This is a genomic window from Streptomyces sp. NPDC040622 (assembly GCF_055593965.1).
In genome coordinates, this window is the sequence record NZ_JBVIXD010000007.1 from 490557 (window position 1) to 509904 (window position 19348).

Genomic DNA, 19348 nt, shown 5'->3' on the forward strand with positions numbered 1-19348 from the left:
TTCCGGCACCGGCCCTAGCCGGAGCTCCCGTACGCCGCGCGCAGCGCGTCCCGCACGGCTGCCAGGGCGTCCTTCTCGGAGAGTCCGAGCCGCTTGGCCCGCTCGGCGAACGCCTGCGCCTCGGCCGACGCGGCCCGGGCGGCCGCGTCCCCGGCCGCGGCGACGAACGTCCCGTTCCTGCCGCGCGTCTCGATGACGCCGTCGGCCTCGAGCGCCCGGTAGGCCTTGGCGACCGTGTTGGCCGCGAGCCCGAGCGACTCGGCGAGCCCGCGCACGGTGGGCAGCTTGTAGCCGACCGGCAGCGCCCCCGCCCTGGCCTGCTCGGCGATCCGGGCCCGCACTTGCTCGTACGGCGCGTCGCCCGCGCCCCCATCAATGTCGATCTTCAGAGTCACGGAGCGATTGTCCCGCACTTGCCCGCTTGCGGCGGCCCGCCCGCGCGCGGGGGCTCCCCCGCGGGGCTCCCCCGGCAGGGACCCGGCGGAAAATGGGAGGCAGCCCGGCGCGCCCCGCGCGTAGCGTGCGGCCCCATGACTGTGATCGTCCGAGCCCTCAGCCCCGATTCACCGTCCGCGGCGGCGGACGACGCGGGCTTCGCCGCCGTGCGCCGGGCCTGTGTCCCCGCGATGCTGGCCACCCCCGCCTCGGTCGCCTTCGACCGGGCGCACGCCCATCCGGACTCCGGCTACCGGCAGTTGATCGCCGAGGTGGACGGCGAGGTCATCGGCACGGCGCAGGTCGGCCTCGCCCACGACAGCCCCGAGCCGGGCCAGGGCTTCGCCAACGTCTACGTCCACCCCCAGCGCCTCGGCAGGGGCGCGGGCACGCTGCTCCTGCGCACCGCGGAGGAGTACCTGGCCGACGCGGGCGTGCGGACGGTCTACTCGTGGGTCCTCGACGAGCCCGCGCACCGCGCCTTCGCCGAGAGCCGCGGCTACCGGGCGCGGCGCAGCGCGCACTTCCTCCGCCTGGACCTGGCGCACGGCACGCTGCCGCCCCGCCAGGAGCCGCCGGCCGGGGTCGAGCTGGTCGGCGGGTCGGTGTACGCGGACGACGCGCGGCCCCTCTTCGCGCTGGACGCGGAGACGGTCGCGGACGAACCGGGCGATCTGGCAGCCGAGTTCACGGACTACGAGCACTGGCTCTCCGAGACCTGGCGCCACCCGCTGGTCAGTCAGGAGCTGACGACCGTGGCCCTGGTGGACGGCCGTCCCGCGGCGTTCAGCCTGGCCCGCGTGGACGGCGCGGGCCGCTACGCCTCCGGCATGACGGGCACCGCGCGCGCCCACCGCGGCCGAGGCCTGGCCAAGCTCGCCAAGAACGACTCCCTGCACCGGGCCCGCGCGGCCGGCTGCACGGAGGCGTTCACGGGCAACGACGCGGGGAACGAGCCGATGCTGGCGGTCAACAAGTGGTTCGGCTACGAGATCTGCGAGACGGAGGTCCGCCATGTCCGCACCCTCGGCTGACGCGACCGGCCCGACGGGGGTGGCGGCGGGCGCGTCCACGCTGGACATCGCCCTCGTGAAGGCGGGCCGCACCAAGATCCGCTACCCGGCGCGGCTGCTCCGCGACGACGGCACGCGGATCACCGTCCGGGCCCCCTGGGCGGCGCCCGGCGTCCGTGACTTCGGCTTCGTGCGCTTCGAGCCGGGCGACGTCTTCACCGAGCACTACTGGCGCGACCGCTGGTACGCGATCAAGGAGGTGTACGCCTCGGACGGCACCCTCAAGGGCTGGTACTGCGACGTCACACGCCCCGCGGTCCGCGACGGCGCTCTGCTCACGGTTCAGGACCTGGACCTCGACCTGTGGTGCTCGGCGGACCGCACGACCGTACTGCGCCTGGACGAGGACGAGTTCGAGGAGAGCGGCCTGTCGGCCACGGATCCGGCGGCGGCCGAGGCGGCGCTCCGGGCCCTCGACGACCTGGAGTCGCGGGCCCGCGACGGGGGCTTCGACCTGACCTGAGACCGTGCTCGATCAGAAAGCGGGCCGCGGGAGGTCTACGACACGTCGGAAATGGACATCGGTAAGGCAGGGAGCCGGGACGCCAGGGAGGCCGCGATGCGCCGAGTGACCACGCACAAGCCCGTGAGGACCGTCAGTCGTCGAGTGCGGGAGCGCCAGGAGGCGGAGGTCACGCCGCGCGAGAGGCCCGAGGTCCGCAAGGACGTCCAGCGGACCTGGTGGCCGGACGGGTGATCCTCCCGTCCCCGGGCCCTTCGCGGTCCGCCGGACGGTCCGGGGCGCGTCGTCAGTCGTCCCGGAGCCGCTTGCGGTAGTGGAGGCGGTCGTAGGGGCCCTCCACGCGCCGTTCGACGACCTCGTAGCCGTACCGGGCGTAGATCTCCTGGTTCTCCCGCATCAGCGCGTTGGTGTAGAGCCTGATCTCGATGAGGCCCAGCGCACGCGCGTGTGTCTCCACGAAGGCGAGCAGGCGTCGGCCCACCCCCTGCCCCGCGGCATCGGGGTGGACCGCGATCGACTCCAGCAGGATCGCGCCCTCGTAGGGGCGCGGGACGAGCACCAGGAGACCCACCACGGGGTCTCCGGTGACGTACACGAATCCCGCCGCCACATCGGCCGCGTGGTCGGCCTCCATCGGGGCGGGGACGAGCCCGATGCGTGCGATGCAGGGGTGGTAGGCCGCCTGCGTGACCGCGCGCACGGCGGGCACGTCGGCGGCGGTGGCCTGGCGGATGTCGGCGGGGGCCTTGGGTGGGGTCATGCCTCTACGTCTACGTCACGGCGCCGTGCCCGCACCACCGCCTTCGTGACCAAGGGCCACGCCACGATCAGGACGATGAGGCCGTAGACCGTCACGGAGAACGGTGTGTCGACCAGGCCGCGGACGCTGCCGTCGCTGATCTGCAGGGCGCGGCGCAGCTGTTGCTCGGCGTTCGGGCCCAGGATGACGCCGATGACGGCGGGCAGGATGGGCAGCCCGTAGCGCCGCATGCCGAAGCCGATCAGGCCGATGACGAGCAGGATCACGAGGTCGACGGGCTCGCCGCCGACCGCGTAGGCGCCGACGGCCGCGAAGAAGAGGATGCCCGCGTAGAGGTAGGGCCGCGGGATGCGCAGGAGTTTCGCCCAGACCGGGGCCAGCGGCAGGTTGAGGGCGAGCAGCAGCACCATGCCGACGAAGAGCGAGGCGATGAGGCCCCAGACCAGGTCGGGTTCGCGTTCGAAGAGCAGCGGTCCCGGCTGGATGCCGTACTGCTGGAACGCGGCGAGCATCACGGCGGCGACGGCGGTCGTGGGCAGGCCGAGCGTCAGCATGGAGACGAGGGTGCCGGCCGCGGAGGCGGAGGCGGCCGATTCGGGGCCCGCGACGCCTTCGATGGCACCCTTGCCCCACTCGTCCTTGTGCTTGGACAGGCGCTTCTCGGTGACGTAGGAGAGGAACGTCGGGATCTCCGCGCCGCCCGCGGGGATCGCGCCGAAGGGGAAGCCGATGAGCGGGCCGCGCAGCCAGGACTTCCAGGTGCGCCGCACGTCCTTCTTCTCCAGCCAGGGGCGGCCCACGGGGATCGCCTGCCCGCTGGTGCGGCGCAGGTGGGCGGCGACCCACAGGGCCTCGCCGATCGCGAAGAGGCCGACCGCGACGATCACCACGTCGATGCCGTCCGCGAGTTGGAGGGAGCCGAAGGTGAGCCGCTGCTGGCCCGTCATCTGGTCCAGGCCGACCAGGCCGATGGTCAGGCCGATGAGGAGCGAGGCGAGCCCGCGGATGCGGGAGGATCCGAGCACCGAGGTGACCGCGATGAACGCGAGCACCATGATGGCGAAGTAGTCGGGCGCCCCGATGTCGACGGCGAGGTCGGCGACGGTCGGCGCGAGGGCGACGAGCAGCAGCGTGCCGATCATGCCGCCCGCGAAGTGGCCGACGGCGGCGGCCGCGAGGGCCTGGGCGCCCCGCCCCGCCCTGGCCATCGGATGGCCTTCCATGGCGGCGACGACGGCGGCGCTCTCGCCCGGGGTGTTGAGCAGGATCGAGGTGGTCGAGCCGCCGAACATCGCGCCGTAGTAGATGCCGGCGAACATGATGAAGGCGCCGGTGGGTTCGAGTCCGTACGTGACCGGGAGCAGCAGGGCCACCGCCATCGCCGGGCCGATGCCGGGCAGGACGCCGATCGCGGTGCCGAGGAGGACGCCGACCGCGGCCCACAGGAGGTTGACCGGGGTGAGGGCCGTGCCGAAGCCGTCCATCAGGGAGTTGAAGGCGTTCATGTCACAGCACTCCCATCAGGGGGCCGCCCGGCAGGGGCACGCCGAGCAGGTTGTTGAAGACTTCGTACGTGACGACGGAGAGCGCGGCGGCGATGAGCGGATCGCGGTCGAGGTGGCGGCTGCCGAGCGCGTGGGCGGAGCCCCAGAAGAGCAGGGCGCCGGTGATCGGGAAGCCGAGCGGTTCGATGAGGACGGCGGTGGCGAGGAAGACGCCGGCCAGGAGCAGCACGGTGCGCCAGTCGGCGGGTTCGGAGAGGTCGACGTCCTCGCCGCTCTCGGCCTCGCCCCGGCCGCCGCGCAGCACGTCGACGGCGAGCAGGAGGGCGACGACGAGGAGTCCGGCGCCGACCGCGATGGGCACGGTCTTGGGGCCGATGGGGCCGCGCTGGGCCATCTCCACGTCCATGGTGAGCGCGTCGGTGAGGACGAGGGCGCCGAGGGCGAGCAGCAGGACGCAGACGCCGAGTTCGGAGTGCTCGCGCAGCCAGGCGCGGCGGCCGGCGGGGCGGCCGGCGTCGTCCCGGTCCGGGAGGTCGGTGGTGGTCACAGCCCCAGCTCCTTCAGTACCGAGACGACGCGCTTGTCCTGGGCGGCGAGGAAGTCGCCGAACCTCTCGCCGGTCAGGAAGGCGTCGTCCCAGCCGTTCGTCTTCAGTGACTTCTTCCATTCGGGCGAGGCGTGCAGTTTCCTGACCAGGCCGGTGAGCTTCTTGCGCTCGGCGCCGCTGAGGCCGGGCGGGGCGACGATGCCGCGCCAGTTGGTGAAGTTCACGTCGTAGCCGGACTCCTTGAGGGTGGGGCCCTCCAGGCCCTTCACCCGCTTCGGCCCGGTCACGGCGAGCAGCCGCAGCTCGCCCGACTTGATCTGGTCCAGGTACTCGCCGACGCCGGAGACGCCGAAGGCGACCTTGCTGCCGAGGATCGAGGCGAGCAGTTCGCCGCCGCCGTCGAAGGGCACGTAGTTGACCTGCTTCGGCTCGATGCCGGCCGCGCGGGCCATCAGCATCGGGGCGAGGTGGTCGGGCCCGCCGGGTGACGAGCCGCCGCCGACGGGGACCTTGCCGGGGTTCTTCTGCCAGGCGTCCACGAGCTGCCCGATGGTCTTGTACGGGGAGTTCTTGGCGACCACGACGACGTCCTGCTCCTCGGTGAGCCGGGCGATCGGTGTGGTGTCGGCGAGGGTCTTCGGGGAGTGGTTGGAGCGGGCGGCGCCCACGACGCCGAGGCCCATGGACATGGCGAGCTTGCCGTTGCCGTGCTCGCCGACGAGCCGGGTCAGGCCGACGGTGCCGCCGGCGCCGGGCAGGTTGAACACCTCGATGTTGTGGGTGAGTCCGGCGTCCTCGGCGTTCTTCGCCGCGGTGCGGGCGGTGATGTCGTAGCCGCCGCCGGGGGTGTTGGGGACCATGAGGCGCAGGCCGGGGATCTGGGTGCCGGTGTCGGCGCCGCTGCCCGTGGTGAGCAGCGGCGGCGCCACGAGCACGAGGAGGGCGGCCCCGAGCAGGGCGAGGGGTGTGCGCAGGCGCACGTGTGCCACCACCTGTCGGTAACGTCGGAGAGGGCATGGGTGTGAGGTGGCCCACATGTTGCCCGCGCGTTGACAACCTGTCTCTCTTCCGGAACCAACGGACGTTGTGGTCGTTGTGGTCGCGCCCATAGCCTGCGGCGATGACAAGGGTGCTGGTCGTGGACGACGACTTCATGGTCGCCAAGCTGCACAGCCGTTACGTCGCGGCCGTGGAGGGTTTCTCCGTGGTCGGTGTCGCCCACAGCGGCGCCGACGCGGTGGGCGCGGCGGAGCGGCTGCGCCCCGATCTCGTACTCCTGGACGTGTATCTGCCCGACATGGACGGCATCGCCGTGCTGCGCGAGCTGCGGGCCGCCGAGGAGCGCGATCCGGCACGGGATCCGGTGGACGCCCTGTTCATCACGGCCGCGCGGGACGCGGAGGTGGTGCGGGCCGCGCTGCGGGCGGGCGCGTTGCACTATCTGATCAAGCCGTTCAACCAGGCGGCCCTGCACGAGCAGTTGCGGCACGTGGCGGCGTTGCGGGCGCGGCTGGACGGACTCGGGGAGGCCCGCCAGGAGGACGTCGACCAGCTCTTCGGCACACGGCCGCCCGGCTCCCGGGAGCTGCCCAAGGGGCTGGCCGCGCACACGGCGGAGTTGGTGGAGCAGACGCTGCGCGGCCACCCGGGCGGGCTCTCGGCTTCCGAGTGCGCGCAGGCGGGCTCGCTGTCGCGGGTGAGCGCGCGGCGCTATCTGGAGTTCTTCGTGGCCACGAGGCGGGCCGAGGTGACGCTGCGCTACGGCGGGACGGGCCGGCCGGAGCGGCGGTACCGGTGGCTGGGGTGAGGGCGGCCGGTGTCGTCGGACGGGGCAATCCGGGCACGACCTGAGCGGAGCCCGAAGGCTTCCTTAACCGCACCATAAGGATCTCCATTTACCGCCGTCAGCAGGGGATTCCGCGGATTTCAGGGGCTAGTTTTCTGGTCGCCGGGGCGATGACGAACCGTCGGTACCACCGGTGAACGGGGGGGGCCGTACCGCCCGTTCGCCATCGCCCCGTGTCCCCCTGAACCGCCGTTTGAGGAGAACCCCCATGCCCGCACGCCGCAAGGTCGCCGCGCTCGCCGCCGCCGGTGTCGTCCCGCTCGCCCTGACCGCCCTTTCGGCCGCGCCCGCCGCCGCGCACGGCTCGATGACGGACCCGGTCAGCCGGGTCTCCGCCTGCTTCCAGGAGGGCCCCGAGTCGCCGAAGTCGGCCGCCTGCAAGGCCGCCGTCGCCTCCAGCGGCGTGCAGGCCTTCTACGACTGGAACGCCGTGAACATCGCCAATGCGGCCGGCAAGTCGAAGGAGATCATCCCCGACGGCAAGCTCTGCAGCGCGGGCAACGACAAGTACAAGGGCCTGGACCTGCCGCGCGCCGACTGGCCCTCCAGCAAGCTGTCCGCGGGCAACCACACCTTCCGCTACAAGGGCACCGCCCCGCACAAGGGCTCCTTCGAGCTCTACATCACGAAGGACTCGTACGACCCCTCGAAGCCCCTGAAGTGGTCGGACCTGGAGGAGAAGCCCTTCGTGGACGTCGCCGACCCGAAGATGGAGAACGGCGACTACGTCTTCGACGGCAGGATCCCGGCCCGCGAGGGCCGTCACCTGATCTACTCGGTCTGGCAGCGCTCGGACTCCCCCGAGGCGTTCTACACCTGCTCCGACGTCGTCTTCGGCAAGGACACCGGCGGCTCCGGAGCCGGTTCCGCGCCGGCCCCGGCCGCCTCCGCCCCCTCCGAGCAGGACATCGAGGCGGGCGCCGACAAGTCCTCCGTCGAGCACCACGGCCACGGCGACGCGCACGCCGAGACGGGCGCCGAGGCCACCGCGGCCGCTCCCGCCGAGCAGCCGGCCGGCGACAACCGGCCCGAGGTGAACGGCGGCGCCGCGAAGCCGGTCGGCACCGCGAACGAGAACCTCGCCGAGACCGGCGGCGACAGCACCACGCCGTACATCGCGATCGGCGGTGCCGCCGCCCTCGCCGTCGGCGCCGCGGCGATGTTCGCCACGACGCGGCGGCGCGCCGCGGCCGGGCGCCACGGCCGCTGAGCCCCGCCACGCTGACACAAGGGCCGCGCTTCCCTGCCGGGGGGCGCGGCCCTTTACGTCGTACGGGCATGTCGTACGGGTGTGTCGTACGGGCTACGACAGGCAGGTGCTCGGCGTCGCGTGCGCCGGGTCCAGCGCGTTCGCCACCTCGTGGTGGGCGACGCGGTCCAGGATCCCGATCGCCACATGCTCCGACAGGGCGACGGGGCACAGGTCCTGGAGGGTCACGTTGCGTACGCCGGGGCCGTCGAGGAACTGGCTGCGGTACGGGGTGACCACCTCGTCGTACTTGGTGGCGATGACGGTGTAGTGAACGCCGGGCACCGTGTCCCCGCCCGCGTTGAGCTTGGTCAGGAAGGGCGACCCGGCCACCTGGTCGGCGAGGCTCGGGGTGTTGGTGGTCAGCAGGTCCTCGATGCCGGGGAAGTACGGCAGCAGCTTGGTGAGGCCGAGCAGGGTGGTGCCGTGGTTGTCGGGGGCGAGGCCGATCAGGGCGTTCACCTTGGCGGCGCCGCCGAGGAACTTGAGGTAGTGGCGGGGCATCATGCCGCCCTGCGAGTGACCGACGAGGTCCGCCTTCTTCGCGCCCGTCGAGGCGAGCACCTTGTCGACGAAGACATCGAGCTGCTGGGCCGACTTGTCGATGGGTCCGAGGCCGTTGAAGAACGGCACGCCCGGCAGCTGGCCGTAGTCCAGGGAGTAGACGCAGTAGCCGCGCCGGACGAGGTAGGGCGCGAGGACGGCCCAGTTGTCGACGGAGTTCCCGAACGTGCCGTGCACGAGGACGACCGGGCGGGGGTGGGCGGCGGACGGTGTGCAGTCGTAGTTGTTCCAGCCCCTCGACACGGCCGTCGTGGAGGCGGGTGCCGCGGTGTCGGCCGCGGCCGTGGCGACGGGGGTGAGGGTGACCGCGCCCGTGACGAGCAGGGTGGCGGCGAGCGCGCGCAGCGCGCGTCTCCAGGGCAGCATCGTGTGATCTCCTTGCGGCTCAAGGGAGGTGCGATGGCTGTACGCCCTGTGATCCGGATCGACAGGATGCCGTGCTCACGTCAAATTACGCGCCAGTAGGTGAAGAGTGAAGCGGCGCGGCGGCAAAAGTTCCAGTGATCACTGGCACGGTCGCGGCGGCCACGGGGCACGGCCACGCTCACGCTCACGCTCACGCGGCCAGCGTCCCCGGCACGATCGCGCCGGGCCCGAACTTCTCCCTGGCCCGGTCGGCGACCTCCTCGATGCGGCGGGCCCTCTCGTCCACCGGGTCGAACGTCAGCTGGCGGGAGGAGAGTTCGGCGGGCCCGATGCCCTCGGCGCGCAGGGAGACGGCGCGCACCCGGGCCCGCTGCAGGCCGAGCGACTCGTACATGCGGTAGGCGGTCGCGGTCAGCGCGGTGGAGTGGGCGGTCGGCTCGGGCAGGGTCCTGGTCCGGACGGTGGTGGTGCGGTCCGCGTACCGCACGGTGAGGGTCAGCGTGCGGCACACCTGCCCCTCGACGCGCATCCTCACGCCCAGCTCCTCGGCGCCGGAGAGGAGGGCGCGGCGGTGCCGGCAGGGGTCCAGCTCGTCGCGGGGGAAGGGGCGTTCGGCGGCGACCGACCGCGCGGCGGCGTTCGGCACGACCCGGGTGCGGTCGACGCCCCGCGCCTTCTCGCGCAGTTCGCGGCCCGCGCGGGCGCCGACGAGCCGCTGCAGGGTGGACAGGGGCGCGGCGCCGACCTTCCCGAGGGAGTCGAGGCCGTACTCGCACAGGGTGCGGGCGGTGGCGCGGCCGATGCCGGGCAGCTCGCCGACCGGCCGGCCGGCGAGGAACTCCCGTACGCCGTCCGGCCCTTCGGGCACCGCACGGGTCACGCCGGGGGCGGCGCCACGTACGGCCATGCGGGCCAGCATCGGTCCGGGCCCGGCGCCGATCGCGCACTCCACCCCGTACAGCGCCAGCGCCCGGACCCGGATCAGCGCGGCCAGTTCGACCGCGCCGCGCCGGAAGTAGCGCCGGGCGCCGCGCACGTCCACGAGCGCGGCGTCGGGCGGCAACGCCTCGACCTGCGGGGTGAACTCGCCGAGCAGGGCAAGCAGTTGGGGCAGGATCGCCTCGTGCATGGGGGTCAGCAGGAACCGTACGCAGAGGGTGCTCGCCCCGGCCTCCTCGGTCATCCCGCGCTCCCCGGACTCTGGTGCCACAGCTTCCTGGCCGCGCTCGCGGGACCCTCGCCCGCCGGACGCAGATCCGCCCAGGGGTGCATCTCGTACCCCGTGGCCATGCGGATGCGGCGCCCGCCCGCCGGGTCCCGCCGCCGCCCCTCCTCGGGCGCGGGCCCGGACTCCGGCCCCGGCCCCGGCCCCGGCTCCGGTTCCGCCAGGCGCCGCGCGACCGCGTCGAGGCCGCCCTCCTTCCGCACCTCCACCAGTTCCGCGAGGTTCCACGCCGCCGCGCCCACCACGCTGAGGCTGCGCGGCCCGCGGCGCTGCACCACGCCGCGCACGAGCAGCAGCCAGGAGTGGAAGACGGTGTGCGCGCACCGCTCGTGGGCGTCGTCGAAGAAGGCCAGGTCGACCAGGCCCGTGCCGTCGTCCAGGGTGGTGAAGATGACGCGCTTGCCGGAGCGGATCGGCGGGGTCTGCGTGGCGGCCTTGGCGCCCGCGACCAGGACGGTCGCGCCGTGTTCGGCCTCGCGCAGGCGCCGGGCGCCGAGCACGCCCAGCTCGTCGAGGAAGGCGCGGTGGTCGCCCATGAGGTGGCGCGAGGAGTCCATGCCGAGGACGCCCAGTTCGGCGCTCAGCCGCTCCGCGTCGTCCAGGTCGGGCAGGCCCGCGGGGGCCGTCCGCCGCCCGCCGGCCAGGGGGAGCTGGGCACCGGCCACGCCGCGTGCGCCCCGGCGCAGCTCGGCCAGGTGCAGTTGCAGGTCGCGGCGGTTGGCGCCGAACGCGTCGAGCGCGCCGACCTGGGCGAGCCGCTGCGCGAGCGGCTTCGAGGGCCTGGCCCGCTCCCAGAAGTCGACGAGCGAGGCGTAGGGCTGCCCGTCGGCGATCCGCGCGGCCTCGGCCTCGCTGATGCCGTGCACGTCGGCGAGCGCGAGCCGCAGGCCCCACACCTCCCGCGGCTCGGACACCAGTTCGATGCGGTGGGCGACCGCGGACCGGTTCACGTCCAGGGGAAGGATCGGCACCCCCCGGCGCCGCGCGTCCGCGAGCAGCAGCCGCTTCGGGTACATGCCGGGGTCGTGCGTGAGCAGCCCCGCGTAGAAGGCGGCCGGGTGGTGCGCCTTCAGCCAGGCCGACTGGTACGTCGGCACGGCGAAGGCGACCGCGTGCGCCTTGCAGAAGCCGTACGACCCGAAGGCCTCGACGATCTCCCAGGTACGGCCGATCGTCTCCGCGTCGTACCCCCTGGCCGCCGCGTGCTGGGCGAACCAGAAGCGGATCCGGCCCTGCGACTCGGGGTCGGAGAGCCCGCGCCGCACCCGGTCCGCCTCGTCGCGCCCGCAGCCGGTCATGATGTCGACCATCTCGATGATCTGCTCGTGGAAGACGACGACGCCGTACGTCTCCTTCAGCGGCCCCGCGAGATCGGGGTGCGGGTAGCGGACGGGCGCGCGGCCGTGCCGGGCCTCGATGAAGGGCCGCACCATGTCGGCGGCGACCGGTCCCGGCCGGAACAGCGAGATGTCGACCACTAGGTCGTGGAAGGTCGCGGGCTGCAGGCGCCCGACCAGGTCACGCTGGCCCGGCGATTCGATCTGGAAGCAGCCCAACGTCTCGGCGGACTTGATGAGCCGGTACGTGGCCGGGTCGCCCGGCGGCACCTGACGCGGGTCGTCGAGGTCCACGGCGTCCCCCGTGGCCCGCTCGACCTCGGCCACCGCGTGCGCCATCGCCGACTGCATCCGCACGCCGAGCACGTCCAGCTTGAGCAGGCCGAGGTCCTCGACGTCCTCCTTGTCGAACTGCGACATGGGAAAGCCCTCGCCGCTGGTCGCCACCACGGGCGTGCGGGCGAGCAGCGAGGCGTCGGAGAGCAGCACCCCGCACGGGTGCATGGCGACGCCCCGGGGCAGCGCGTCGAGCGCCTCGACCAGCTCCCACAGTCGTTTGCGGTCTCCCAACTCGTCTGCGATCTGCCGCAGTTCGGGCAGTTCCTCCATCGCGGAGCGGGCATCGCGGGCGCGGATGTGCGGGAAGGCCTTGGCGATCCGGTCGATGTCGGCCGGGTCCATGGACAGGGCGGCGCCCACGTCACGTACGGCGTGCCGTACGCGGTAGGTCTCGGGCATGGCGACCGTCGCGACCCGCTCGGTGCCGAAGCGGCCGATGATCGCGCGGTAGACCTCCAGGCGGCGGGCCGACTCGACGTCGATGTCGATGTCCGGCAGGACGTGCCGCCGCTTGGACAGGAACCGCTCCATGAGCAGCCCGTGCTCGACGGGGTCGGCGTGCGCGATGCCGATGAGGTGGTTGACCAGGGACCCGGCGCCCGAGCCGCGCGCCGCGACCCGGATGCCCAGGTCGCGCACGTCGTCGACGACCTGGGACACGGTCAGGAAGTAGGAGGCGTAGCCGTGGTGGTCGATGATGTCCAGCTCGTGGTGCATCCGCTCCCAGTAGGCGCGCCGGGAGTCGTAGCCGCGCCGCACCATGCCGGCCGCCGCCCTGGAGGCCAGGACGCGCTGCGCGGTGCGGCGCCCGGCGCCGACCAGGTGCGGCTCGGGGAAGCGCACGGACCCGATGCCGATGTCGTCCTCGGTGTCGACGAGGCACTCGGCGGCGGCCGTTCTGGTCTGTTCGAGCAGGCGGTGGGCGGTGTCGCGGCGGAATCCCGCCGCCTCGACGACGCGTTCGGCCACACGGAACATGCCGTCCGCGCCCTTCAGCCACCGTTCACCGCCGTCGAGTTCCTTGGTCGGGTCGACGGGGACGAGGCGGCGGGCGGCGTCCAGGACGTCGGCGACGGGGCCCTGTCCGGGGTCGGCGTAGCGCACGGCGTTGCTCAGGACGGGGCGCACGCCCTGTTCGGCGGCGAAGCCGACGGTGCGCGCGGCCAGGCGCAGCGAGCCGGGCCCGGTGCCCTCGCGGCCGTGCCAGACGGATTCCAGGCGCAGCGCGTCGCCGTACCGCTCGCGCCAGGGGGCGAGCAGGCGGGCGGCGCGGTCGGGGCGCCCGGCGGCGAGCGCGCGGCCCACGTCGGACGCGGGCCCGAGCAGCACGGTCAGGCCGTCGCCGTGGTTCTCCCGCCAGGGCAGGACGGGCTGTCCGTCGGCGGCGCGGTGCGCGGCGGTGACCAGGCGGCAGAGCGTGGCCCATCCGGTGGCGCCGTCCCGGGCGAGGAAGGTCACGCGCGGGGTCGACTCGTCGATGAAGGCACCGCCGCGCACCGGGGCCCTGCGCCGCTCGCCCTTGGCCGGGGCGGGCTCCCCCACCGCGAGCTCGGCGCCGAACAGTGGCCGCACGCCCGCCTTGGCGCAGGCCTTGGCGAACCGGACGGCGCCCGCGAGGGTGTCCCGGTCGGTGAGCGCGAGGGCGTCCATGCCCCGCTCGGCGGCGCGCTCGGCGAGCCGCTCCGGGTGCGAGGCGCCGTACCGCAGGGAGAACCCGGAGACGGTGTGCAGATGCGTGAACCCGAGCACACGCACCTCCTGGAACCCTGAATCGATCCGACCTCTCATCCCCGTTCTCCCACCATAGACCAAGTTTCGAACGTACGTACGATGAGCGCTCCTGGGCCGTCCCCGCTTCCTCCGTTCGGCTCATCCCACCTGCGCGAACGCCCCCGGCCACGGAGCGTGGGGGCATGAGGTTCGCCGACGAATTGAAGAGCGCCGTCACCCCACGAGCAGCCCTGCTCGTCATCGGCGTACTCGCCCTGCAGCTGCTGTTCATCGCCTCCTACGTAGGAGCCCTCCACAACCCGAAGCCGACGGACGTCGCCTTCGGAGTGGTCACTCCCGGCCCCGCGGCCGAACAGACCGCCGACCGGCTCAAGAAGCTCCCCGGCGAACCGCTGGACCCCCGCGTCCTCAAGGACGAGGGCACGGCCCGCCACCAGGTCATGAACCGCGACATCGACGGCGCCCTGATCGTCGACCCGCGCGGGACGACCGACACCCTCCTGGTCGCGTCCGGCGGCGGCACCGCCCTCTCCAGGACCCTCACCGAACTCGTCACCGAGCTCGACGCGGACCAGAAGCGCCAGGTGAAGACCGACGACGTGGCCCCGGCGTCGAGCCAGGACTTCAACGGCCTCTCGTCCTTCTACCTGGTCGTCGGCTGGTGCGTCGGCGGCTACCTGTGCGCCTCGATCCTCGCGATCAGCGCGGGCTCCCGCGCCGCCAACGTGCCGCGCGCGGTCATCAGGCTCGGCACCATGGCGCTCTACTCGATCGTCGGCGGACTCGGCGGCGCGATCATCATCGGGCCGATCCTCGGCGCCCTGCCCGGCAGCATCATGGGCCTGTGGGGCCTCGGCGCCCTGGTGATCTTCGGGGTCGGCGCGATCACGCTCGCCCTGCAGTCACTCACCGGCATCGTGGGCATCGGCCTGGCCGTCCTCCTCGTCGTCATCGCGGGCAACCCGAGCGCGGGCGGCGCCTTCCCGCTGCCGATGCTGCCGCCCTTCTGGGAGGCGATCGGGCCCTGGCTGCCGCCGGGCGCCGGCACCTGGGTGGCACGCTCCATCGCCTACTTCGAGGGCAACGCGGTCACCGGGTCGCTCCTGGTCCTGGCCGGCTGGGCGGTCCTCGGCGTCGCCGTCACCCTCGCCCTGTCCGCCCGGCGCAGGACGGCGCACAACGGCTCGATCGACCTCAGCGGCACCAGCTACGGCAGCAGCAGGAGCGGCGGGTGAACTTCCCGCACCGCTCGGGCCCCGCCGCCCAGGCGGTCTCCGTCAAACGCATGGAGCCCACCGCGCAGGCCCAGCTCGGTCCGCTCGGGCTCACCGGCTTCATCGTCGTCACGATGATCGCCACCGGCATCGACGCGGGCGTCTTCCCGGAGAAGCTGCTGCACTCGGTCGTGCCGCTGGTCGGCTTCTTCATCGGCGGCCTCGCCCAGCTCCTCGCCGGGCTCTTCCAGGCGCAGCGCGGCGACACCTGGCACGCCACCGTCTTCGGCGGCTTCGGGCTCTTCTGGATGGCGAAGGCGCTGATGCTGCTCTGGGTCCTGCCGGGACTCGACCCCTCGCTGCGCGGCGACACCATGGGCCTGTTCACCCTCCCCTGGGTGTTCGTGGTCTTCGTCCTGTGGCTCGCGAGCTTCCGCATCCACCTGGCGCTGCTGCTCACCTTCACCTGCGTCCTCGTCGTCTTCGTGGCGATGACCTGCAACGGCTTCACCGGGGCCGTGGGCTGGAACCGGGTCGCGGGCTGGTTCGGGCTCGGCGCCACCGCGGGGGCGCTCTACCTGCTCGCCGGCCAGGTCATGGCGTCCACGTGGGGCCGCCCGGTGCTGCCGATGGGCCGCTTCCTCGCGCCGGACGCCCCGGACGTCCACCCGGAGACGTGAGACTCACGCGGGCCGGACGGCGTTGTCAGACCCGGGTGCGAGGCTGACACGCATGATCCGCACACTCGCCGTCGAGAACTACCGCTCCCTGCGCAAACTGATCGTCCCGCTGGACCGGCTGAACGTGATCACGGGGGCGAACGGCACGGGCAAGTCCAGCCTGTACCGCGCCCTGCGCCTGCTCGCCGACTCGGCCACGGGCGGCGCGGTCGCGGCCCTGGCCCGCGAGGGCGGCCTGCCGTCCGCGCTCTGGGCGGGCGAGCGCAAGGCGGAGCCCGCCGGGCTGAGACTGGGCTTCGCCGGCGACGAGTTCGGGTACGCGGTCGACTTCGGCCTCCCCCAGTCCAGCGGCGCGGGCCCCGGCGGCGCCGCCTCCATGTTCGCCCTCGACCCGGAGATCAAGCGCGAGTCGACCTGGGCGGGCCCCGTGCTGCGGCCCGCCGCGCTGCTCTGCGACCGCGCGGGCCCCGCGGTGCGCACCCGCACGGCGGACGGCGGCTGGCACCGCGGCCAGGGCCTGCGGCCGTACGACAGCATGCTGAGCGAGTTCGCCGACCCGCAGCTGGCACCCGACCTGCTGCGGCTGCGCGAGCTGATCCGCTCCTGGCGGTTCTACGACCACGTGCGCACCGACGCAGACGCGCCCGCCCGCGCGGCCCGGATCGGCACCCGCACGCCCGTCCTCGCCCACGACGGCGCCGACCTGGCGGCCGCCCTGCAGACCATCCGCGAGATCGGCGACGACCTGGCGCTCGACGAGGCGGTGGACGACGCGTTCCCCGGCAGCCAGGTCCGCGTCGTCGACAACGGCGGGCGGTTCGAGCTCCAGCTGCGCCAGCGCGGGCTGCTGCGCCCGCTGGGCCCCGCCGAGCTCTCCGACGGCACGCTGCGCTATCTGCTGTGGGCCGCCGCGCTGCTGACCCCGCGCCCGCCCGCGCTCCTCGTCCTGAACGAGCCGGAGACGAGCCTGCACCCGGACCTGCTGCGCCCGCTGGCCGACCTGATCGTCGCCGCGACGAAGGACACGCAGATCGTCCTGGTGACCCACGCCCGCCCGCTCGCCGAGGCCGTCGCCAAGGGCGCGGTACGCCACCGCGTGGACGTGAACTCCATGGAACTGCTCAAGGAGTCGGGCCGGACAGAGGTGGCGGGCAGGGAAAGCCTCCTGGACGAGCCGCTGTGGTACTGGCCCAAACGCTGAGCGCCCCCGGGACGCCCCGCAGGGGGCGCACCAGGGGCGCGGGGAACAGGGTCAGGCGGGCACGCCCTCACCGTTTCCGTAGTACGCCTGCCGCATCAGCCGCTGCATCTCGTCGATCATCGGCATCCGCGGGTTGGCGGGCGCACACTGATCGGCGTACGCGTTCATCGCCTGCTGCGGCAGAGCCGCGAGGAAAGCCTCCTCCTCGACGCCCTCCTCGGCGAACGACGCGGGAATCCCGCACTTGGCGCGCAGCTCCTCCACCGCACGGGCATAGGACTCCACTCCCTCCTCGGGCGTCGCCGCCGGCAGGCCCAGCATGCGGGCGATCTCCTGGAAGCGCTCCGGGGCCCGGTAGACCTCGGCCTTCGGCCAGGGCGTCGCCTTGCCGGAGACCGTGCCGTTGTGCCGGATGACATGCGGCAGGAGCAGCGCGTTGGTGCGGCCGTGGGCGACGTGGAACGTGTTGCCGAGGGTGTGTGCCATGGCGTGCACCAGGCCGAGGAAGGCGTTGGCGAAGGCCATGCCCGCGGCGGTCGAGGCGTTGTGCATCTTCTCGCGCGCCTCGGGGTCCTTCGCCCCGTTCACCACGCACCGCTCCAGGTTCTCGAAGATGAGCTTGACCGCCTGGAGGCACAGGCCGTCGGTGTAGTCGTTCGCGTAGGCGGAGACGTACGCCTCGGTGGCGTGGGTCAGCGCGTCGAAGCCGGAGTCGGCGGTGACGGTCGCCGGGAGCTTCATCGGCAGGACCGGGTCGACGATCGCGACGTTCGGGGTGAGCGCGTAGTCGGCGAGGGGGTACTTCTGGGCGGCCTTCGGGTCGGAGATGACCGCGAACGGGGTGACCTCCGAGCCGGTGCCCGAGGTGGTCGGGACGGCCACCATCTGGGCCTTCCTGCCGAGTCCTGGGAATGTGAAGGCGCGCTTGCGGATGTCGAAGAACTTCTCCTTGGTGTCCGCGAACTCGATCTCCGGGTGCTCGTACATCAGCCACATGATCTTGGCCGCGTCCATCGGCGAGCCGCCGCCGAGCGCGATGATCGTGTCCGGCCGGAAGTCCCGCATCCGGGCGGCGCCCGCCTGCACCGTCGCCAGCTCCGGGTTGGGCTCGACGTCGTCGATGACCTGGACGGTGACGGGCTCGGGGCGGGCCGCGAGGATGTCGGTCACCCGGGCGACGAAGCCGAGCGTCGACATGGTCTTGTCGGTGACGATCGAGACGCGCCCGATGCCGTCCATCTCGCCGAGGTAGCGCAGCGCGTTGCGCTCGAAGTAGATCTTCGGCGGGACCTTGAACCACTGCATGTTGTTGTTGCGCCGTCCGATCCGCTTGACGTTGATCAGGTTGACCGCGGAGACGTTGTTGGACACCGAGTTGTGCCCGTACGAGCCGCAGCCGAGGGTGAGCGAGGGCAGGAAGGAGTTGTAGACGTCGCCGATGCCGCCGAAGGTGGAGGGCGCGTTGACGATGACGCGGACCGCCTTGACGCGCCTGCCGAACTCCTCGGCGAGCTCCTCGTCCTCGGTGTGGATGGCGGCGCTGTGTCCGAGCCCGTGGAACTCGACCATCCGCGCGGAGAGTTCGAGCCCGTGCTCGGTGCTCTGGGCCTTCAGGGCGGCCAGGACCGGGGAGAGCTTCTCGCGGGTGAGCGGCTCGCCCTCGCCGACCTCCGCGCACTCGGCGACGATGACCGAGGTGCCCTCGGGCACGGAGAACCCGGCCTGTTCGGCGATCCACTGCGGGGACCTGCCGACGACGGCCGCGTTCAGCTTGGCGCCCGAGCAGGTGTTGGCGTAGGCGGTCGTGCCGAAGACGAACTCCTCCAGCTTGGTCTTCTCGGCCGCCGTGACGACGTACGCGCCGAGCCGTTCGAACTCCGCGAGCCCCTCGTCGTAGATCTCCTCGTCGAGGATCACGGCCTGCTCGGAGGCGCAGATCATGCCGTTGTCGAAGGCCTTGGAGAGCACGATGTCGTGCACGGCCCTGCGCAGCTTGCCGCTGCGCGTGACGTACGCGGGCACGTTCCCCGCGCCGACGCCGAGCGCGGGCTTGCCGCAGGAGTAGGCGGCCTTGACCATCGCGTTGCCGCCGGTGGCGAGGATCGTGGAGATGCCCTCGTGGTTCATGAGCAGGCCGGTGGCCTCCATCGAGGGTTCCTCGACCCACTGCACGCAGTCCTCGGGCGCGCCCGCCTCGATGGCCGCGTCCCGCACGATCCGGGCGGCCTCGGCGGAGCAGCGCTGGGCGCTCGGGTGGAAGGCGAAGACGATGGGGTTGCGGGTCTTCAGGGCGATGAGGGCCTTGAAGATCGTGGTCGACGTCGGGTTGGTCACCGGGGTCATCGCGCAGACGACGCCGACCGGTTCGGCGATCTCGGTGACGCCGTTCAGTTCGTCGCGGGAGATGACGCCCGCGGTCTTCAGGCCGCGCATCGAGTTGACGACGTGTTCGCAGGCGAAGAGGTTCTTGACGGCCTTGTCCTCGAAGAGGCCGCGGCCGGTCTCCTCGACCGCCTGCCGGGCCAGCTCCCCGTGCTGACTCAGCGCGGCGAGGGAGGCCTTCTTGACGATGTGGTCGACCTGCTCCTGGTCGTACGACGCGAACCGGTCGAGCGCGGTGAGCGCCCTCTCGACCAGTCCGTCCACCATCTCCTTGGCCTGCATGGCGGGTACTCCTTCGTCGAGTTCATCGAGACCTTTTTCCGTGCTGTCTCAATTCGACACCTTTACGTGCCGCATGAACGTCGAAAAAGGGCCTCACCCCACAGGGAGAAAGTCCCTTCGGGAGACATAGGGAGACTCAAAAGGGCAAC

General features: G+C 72.6%; 17 protein-coding genes. 8 read left to right on the forward strand and 9 right to left on the reverse strand.

The features are described 5' to 3' along the window. Nucleotides 1-14: 14 nt before the first annotated feature. Nucleotides 15-395 carry a GntR family transcriptional regulator gene (locus tag ACZ592_RS22770; protein ID WP_471583412.1) on the reverse strand — a complete coding sequence of 127 codons (381 nt, stop codon included), beginning with the start codon at nucleotides 393-395 and terminating at the stop codon, nucleotides 15-17. A 135-nt stretch (nucleotides 396-530) separates the two neighbouring features. Here ACZ592_RS22770 and ACZ592_RS22775 point away from each other — a divergent pair, with 135 nt between their 5' ends. The 3 genes from ACZ592_RS22775 to ACZ592_RS22785 all read left to right on the forward strand — a co-directional run bounded on the left by ACZ592_RS22775 (nucleotide 531) and on the right by ACZ592_RS22785 (nucleotide 2205). Beyond that, nucleotides 531-1469, forward strand: a complete 939-nt coding sequence (locus ACZ592_RS22775) for a GNAT family N-acetyltransferase (protein WP_471583413.1) — start codon at nucleotides 531-533, stop codon at nucleotides 1467-1469. Beyond that, nucleotides 1450-1971 carry a ribonuclease FAU-1 family protein gene (locus ACZ592_RS22780; RefSeq protein ID WP_471583414.1) on the forward strand — a complete coding sequence of 174 codons (522 nt, stop codon included), beginning with the start codon at nucleotides 1450-1452 and terminating at the stop codon, nucleotides 1969-1971. Before ACZ592_RS22775 ends, ACZ592_RS22780 begins: the two co-directional genes overlap by 20 nt. A gap of 96 nt (nucleotides 1972-2067) precedes the next feature. Beyond that, nucleotides 2068-2205: a hypothetical protein gene (locus tag ACZ592_RS22785; RefSeq protein WP_471583415.1), complete on the forward strand. Its 138-nt coding sequence runs from the start codon at nucleotides 2068-2070 to the stop codon at nucleotides 2203-2205. A 52-nt stretch (nucleotides 2206-2257) separates the two neighbouring features. Here the strand turns inward: ACZ592_RS22785 and ACZ592_RS22790 are convergent, their stop codons facing one another. From ACZ592_RS22790 to ACZ592_RS22805, 4 genes are read right to left on the reverse strand one after another with little or no spacing between them, the layout of a single operon-like run. Then, entirely contained in the window at nucleotides 2258-2731 is a 474-nt protein-coding gene (locus ACZ592_RS22790; protein WP_471583416.1) for a GNAT family N-acetyltransferase, read from the reverse strand. Continuing rightward, nucleotides 2728-4236: a tripartite tricarboxylate transporter permease gene (locus ACZ592_RS22795; RefSeq protein ID WP_471583417.1), complete on the reverse strand. Its 1509-nt coding sequence runs from the start codon at nucleotides 4234-4236 to the stop codon at nucleotides 2728-2730. Before ACZ592_RS22795 ends, ACZ592_RS22790 begins: the two co-directional genes overlap by 4 nt. A 1-nt stretch (nucleotide 4237) precedes the next feature. Beyond that, on the reverse strand, nucleotides 4238-4783 hold the full coding sequence (locus ACZ592_RS22800; protein ID WP_471583418.1) for a tripartite tricarboxylate transporter TctB family protein: 546 nt from the start codon (nucleotides 4781-4783) through the stop codon (nucleotides 4238-4240). Further along, nucleotides 4780-5763, reverse strand: a complete 984-nt coding sequence (locus tag ACZ592_RS22805) for a Bug family tripartite tricarboxylate transporter substrate binding protein (protein WP_471583513.1) — start codon at nucleotides 5761-5763, stop codon at nucleotides 4780-4782. The genes ACZ592_RS22800 and ACZ592_RS22805 overlap by 4 nt, the downstream gene beginning before the upstream one ends. Before the next feature lie 140 nt (nucleotides 5764-5903). Here ACZ592_RS22805 and ACZ592_RS22810 point away from each other — a divergent pair, with 140 nt between their 5' ends. Next, nucleotides 5904-6590, forward strand: coding sequence for a response regulator (locus tag ACZ592_RS22810; RefSeq protein ID WP_471583419.1), 687 nt, complete (start codon nucleotides 5904-5906; stop codon nucleotides 6588-6590). 247 nt (nucleotides 6591-6837) lie between these two features. Next, entirely contained in the window at nucleotides 6838-7839 is a 1002-nt protein-coding gene (locus ACZ592_RS22815; protein WP_471583420.1) for a lytic polysaccharide monooxygenase auxiliary activity family 9 protein, read from the forward strand. Between the two features lie 93 nt (nucleotides 7840-7932). Here ACZ592_RS22815 and ACZ592_RS22820 read toward each other — a convergent pair whose 3' ends face one another. The 3 genes from ACZ592_RS22820 to ACZ592_RS22830 form a co-directional block, all read right to left on the reverse strand. Continuing rightward, nucleotides 7933-8808: an esterase/lipase family protein gene (locus tag ACZ592_RS22820; RefSeq protein WP_471583421.1), complete on the reverse strand. Its 876-nt coding sequence runs from the start codon at nucleotides 8806-8808 to the stop codon at nucleotides 7933-7935. A 190-nt stretch (nucleotides 8809-8998) separates the two neighbouring features. Next, nucleotides 8999-9991 (reverse strand): DNA polymerase Y family protein, encoded by a 993-nt coding sequence (locus ACZ592_RS22825; RefSeq protein ID WP_471583422.1) that lies wholly within the window; start codon nucleotides 9989-9991, stop codon nucleotides 8999-9001. Continuing rightward, nucleotides 9988-13458 carry a DNA polymerase III subunit alpha gene (locus ACZ592_RS22830; protein WP_471583423.1) on the reverse strand — a complete coding sequence of 1157 codons (3471 nt, stop codon included), beginning with the start codon at nucleotides 13456-13458 and terminating at the stop codon, nucleotides 9988-9990. Before ACZ592_RS22830 ends, ACZ592_RS22825 begins: the two co-directional genes overlap by 4 nt. A 164-nt stretch (nucleotides 13459-13622) precedes the next feature. Here ACZ592_RS22830 and ACZ592_RS22835 point away from each other — a divergent pair, with 164 nt between their 5' ends. Genes ACZ592_RS22835 through ACZ592_RS22845 form a run of 3 tightly spaced genes read left to right on the forward strand, consistent with a single transcriptional unit; the run spans nucleotide 13623 to nucleotide 16535 of the window. Continuing rightward, nucleotides 13623-14675: a DUF3533 domain-containing protein gene (locus ACZ592_RS22835; protein ID WP_471583424.1), complete on the forward strand. Its 1053-nt coding sequence runs from the start codon at nucleotides 13623-13625 to the stop codon at nucleotides 14673-14675. Beyond that, a complete protein-coding gene (locus ACZ592_RS22840; protein ID WP_471583425.1) occupies nucleotides 14672-15334 on the forward strand; it encodes an acetate uptake transporter in 663 nt (220 codons plus the stop codon). The genes ACZ592_RS22835 and ACZ592_RS22840 overlap by 4 nt, the downstream gene beginning before the upstream one ends. Nucleotides 15335-15386: 52 nt before the next feature. Further along, nucleotides 15387-16535: an AAA family ATPase gene (locus ACZ592_RS22845; RefSeq protein WP_471583426.1), complete on the forward strand. Its 1149-nt coding sequence runs from the start codon at nucleotides 15387-15389 to the stop codon at nucleotides 16533-16535. Between the two features lie 51 nt (nucleotides 16536-16586). Here ACZ592_RS22845 and adhE read toward each other — a convergent pair whose 3' ends face one another. Further along, nucleotides 16587-19199, reverse strand: coding sequence for a bifunctional acetaldehyde-CoA/alcohol dehydrogenase (gene adhE / locus ACZ592_RS22850; RefSeq protein ID WP_471583427.1), 2613 nt, complete (start codon nucleotides 19197-19199; stop codon nucleotides 16587-16589). Nucleotides 19200-19348: the final 149 nt, after the last annotated feature.

What these genes read in the sequence shown, in the direction of transcription:
- ACZ592_RS22775 (WP_471583413.1), top strand. Translation starts at nt 531, where the DNA reads ATGACTGTGATCGTCCGAGCCCTCAGCCCCGATTCACCGTCCGCGGCG.
- ACZ592_RS22780 (WP_471583414.1), top strand. Translation starts at nt 1,450, where the DNA reads ATGTCCGCACCCTCGGCTGACGCGACCGGCCCGACGGGGGTGGCGGCG.
- ACZ592_RS22785 (WP_471583415.1), top strand. Translation starts at nt 2,068, where the DNA reads ATGCGCCGAGTGACCACGCACAAGCCCGTGAGGACCGTCAGTCGTCGA.
- ACZ592_RS22790 (WP_471583416.1), bottom strand. Translation starts at nt 2,731, where the DNA reads ATGACCCCACCCAAGGCCCCCGCCGACATCCGCCAGGCCACCGCCGCC.
- ACZ592_RS22795 (WP_471583417.1), bottom strand. Translation starts at nt 4,236, where the DNA reads ATGAACGCCTTCAACTCCCTGATGGACGGCTTCGGCACGGCCCTCACC.
- ACZ592_RS22810 (WP_471583419.1), top strand. Translation starts at nt 5,904, where the DNA reads ATGACAAGGGTGCTGGTCGTGGACGACGACTTCATGGTCGCCAAGCTG.
- ACZ592_RS22815 (WP_471583420.1), top strand. Translation starts at nt 6,838, where the DNA reads ATGCCCGCACGCCGCAAGGTCGCCGCGCTCGCCGCCGCCGGTGTCGTC.
- ACZ592_RS22820 (WP_471583421.1), bottom strand. Translation starts at nt 8,808, where the DNA reads ATGCTGCCCTGGAGACGCGCGCTGCGCGCGCTCGCCGCCACCCTGCTC.
- ACZ592_RS22825 (WP_471583422.1), bottom strand. Translation starts at nt 9,991, where the DNA reads ATGACCGAGGAGGCCGGGGCGAGCACCCTCTGCGTACGGTTCCTGCTG.
- ACZ592_RS22835 (WP_471583424.1), top strand. Translation starts at nt 13,623, where the DNA reads ATGAGGTTCGCCGACGAATTGAAGAGCGCCGTCACCCCACGAGCAGCC.
- ACZ592_RS22845 (WP_471583426.1), top strand. Translation starts at nt 15,387, where the DNA reads ATGATCCGCACACTCGCCGTCGAGAACTACCGCTCCCTGCGCAAACTG.
- adhE (WP_471583427.1), bottom strand. Translation starts at nt 19,199, where the DNA reads ATGCAGGCCAAGGAGATGGTGGACGGACTGGTCGAGAGGGCGCTCACC.